This is a genomic window from Nocardia aobensis NBRC 100429 (assembly GCF_000308375.1).
Lineage (GTDB): Bacteria > Actinomycetota > Actinomycetes > Mycobacteriales > Mycobacteriaceae > Nocardia > Nocardia aobensis.
Genome location: NZ_BAFQ01000239.1, coordinates 1 through 2,241, shown reverse-complemented (window position 1 = coordinate 2,241; position 2,241 = coordinate 1). Strand labels below are relative to the sequence as shown.

The window sequence follows — 2,241 nt, the reverse complement described above, 5'->3', positions numbered from 1 at the left end:
CCCGGCGGCCACATCCGGCCGACCGGCGCGCGCACGCGGTCCATCTCACCGACAACGCACGCCAGGTGCTCGAGTCGATGCAATCCGAAGCCGACGCACTCGAATCGGAGGTTCTCGCACCGCTGGACGAGACCGAACGAGCTGAGCTACTGCCGCTGCTGCAACGCATCGCCGCCCACGCGGGCCTGCCCGCCGGCGTACACCCCGGCCTGCAACGGCGACGCCGAGCACGCCGAGGATCGCGGTGAACGCGGTCCCGGCGAGCACCCCACCACGGGTCACCGCGCACCGAGTGTCACTGCCGTGCGGCCACCACCTCGGACGCAACCTCGAGGAATTTCAGGTCGGTGACGGCCGGGACCAGGATGAACTCGTCGCAGCCGGCCCGCTCCGCGCCGTCGAGAACGTCGGCGAGCACGTCGGGATTCGACGCGCGCGCCGACGCGGCGACCATGCCGGCCAACTCGGGCCCGAGGAAGCCGAGGTAGCGAGCAGTGAAGGAGCGCAGCGCCTCGGACGCATCGGGGACGCCCAGCGCGGTGAAGCAGCCGCTGACCTTGCGTGGCTTCGTCGTACGACCGGCCTCGGCCCAGCAGCGGTCGGCGCGATCGCTCACCTTGGCGATCTCCCCGGCGTCACCTGCGATGCTGAAGCCGGAGACGCCGTCGGCCCACCGCGCCGCCCGGCGCATCGCCTTCGGCCCCATCGCACCGGCGAGGATGATCGGCCCACCCGGCTGCACACACGCCGGCCCCACCGGGTCCGCGCCCTCGAACGGCGGCTCGCCGGCGAGCAGTGACTTCAGCTCGGCGACCTTGTCATCGAGTTGCTGGTGCCGTCGCGTGAAATCAGCGCCGAGAGCGCGGTAGTCGTGCTCACGACCGCCGACACCGACAGCTACCTCGAGGCGGCCGTTCGCGAGCTGATCGAGGGTGCCGATCTGCTGGGCCACCATCGCCATCGGATGCTGTGGGAGCACCCAGAGGTTCGCCAGAACCTGCACTCGCTCGGTGACCGCGGCGCAGGCACCCAGCGTCGCGACCATCTCCGGATTCGAAAACGTCACCCGCTCACCGACGGAAACGCTCGAAAAAGGGCCCGCGTCGATTCGCCGGGCCCAGTCGAGCGTCGTACCCGGTCCGTAGCCGGGAGCCATCTGCGGAAGTGCGACACCGATTTTCATGTGGCGACCCTCTCAGACCCGCCCGGCCCCGGTCACCCGATCTCCCAATCCGACAGATCACGCCCCACGCCGCCGCACGCTCGCTGCGGCGCGAGAAACTTCGACGCGCTGAAGGCGTCTCGCGTCAGGATCTTGGGCTCAGCTGTTCTTGAAAGGGTTGAGGGTCTTTCCGGCGAAGTAGCTCAGGTGGATGGGCAGGGGTTTCATCGCGGCGGCGGAGATCTTGTTGACGGCGCCGGGCACACACACCGGCTTACCCTTCATCACGGCGGCCCAGCCTTCGGTGACGACGGCTTCGGGCTGCTGCCACAGGATTCGGGGCAGATGGTCGGCTTTGTCGCGAGTGCCCATGACATCGTGGAATTCGGTGTGAGTGAAGCCGGGGCACAGGGCGGTGACGTGGATGCCGTGGGGTTTGAGTTCCATGTCGAGGGCTTGCGAGGTGTTGAGGACGAATGACTTGACGCCGGTGTAGAGCAGGCTGGCCGCCGGTGGGGCGAACGCGGCGACCGAGGACAGATTGACGATGCGGCCCCAGTGGCGTTTCTTCATGCCGGGGACTACCAGGTGGATGAGTTCGGTCGGGGAGGTCACCATCAGCTGGATCTCCCCGGCCAGGGCGTCCCATGGGGTGTCGGCGAACGCGGCCTTACCCGACAGGCCCGCGTTGTTGATCAGAACATCGATGTCCAGGCCCTGTTGGTCGGCGTGGTTCACCATCGCGGCGGGTGCGGCCGGGTCGGTGAGGTCGGCGGTGAACACCTCGCAGCGCACGTCGTGCCGATCGGTCAGCTGCGCGGCGAGTTCCTGGAGGCGGTCGCCGCGGCGGGCGACCAGGAGCAGTTGGTAGCCGCGCGCGGCGAGGTGGCGGGCGAACGTCGCGCCGATGCCGGCCGAAGCGCCGGTGATCAACGCGGTACGGGGGGATGTGGTCATGGTTCCTTCGTTCGGGTGCGCCGCGGACGCGGGGTGATGCTCCAATGGACGTCAAGGAGCAGGCGCAGCTCGGCGGCCACGTTGTCGTTGCGGCGCCCAAGGGAGCCCGCCTCATCTCCGAC

3 protein-coding genes are annotated in these 2,241 nt (G+C 68.9%); 1 reads left to right on the top strand and 2 read right to left on the bottom strand.

Annotation, left to right across the window (positions count from 1 at the left end; all coding sequences use genetic code 11):
* Nucleotides 1-248 (top strand): MarR family winged helix-turn-helix transcriptional regulator (locus tag RJ03_RS27425; RefSeq protein WP_036507601.1); only part of this gene is annotated, 248 nt, incomplete at its 5' end.
* 47 nt (nucleotides 249-295) lie between these two features.
* On the opposite strand, the gene RJ03_RS27420 is transcribed toward RJ03_RS27425, so the two are convergent.
* Nucleotides 296-1,183, bottom strand: coding sequence for an LLM class flavin-dependent oxidoreductase (locus tag RJ03_RS27420; RefSeq protein WP_036507598.1), 888 nt, complete (start codon nucleotides 1,181-1,183; stop codon nucleotides 296-298).
* Between the two features lie 138 nt (nucleotides 1,184-1,321).
* The gene (locus RJ03_RS27415; protein ID WP_036507604.1) at nucleotides 1,322-2,119 is read right to left on the bottom strand and encodes an SDR family NAD(P)-dependent oxidoreductase; all 798 of its coding nucleotides are present in this window, start codon (nucleotides 2,117-2,119) and stop codon (nucleotides 1,322-1,324) included.
* Nucleotides 2,120-2,241: the final 122 nt, after the last annotated feature.

Bases quoted from the DNA above. Each gene is read 5' to 3' on its own strand.
- RJ03_RS27420 (WP_036507598.1), bottom strand. From the start codon at position 1,183: ATGAAAATCGGTGTCGCACTTCCGCAGATGGCTCCCGGCTACGGACCG.
- RJ03_RS27415 (WP_036507604.1), bottom strand. From the start codon at position 2,119: ATGACCACATCCCCCCGTACCGCGTTGATCACCGGCGCTTCGGCCGGC.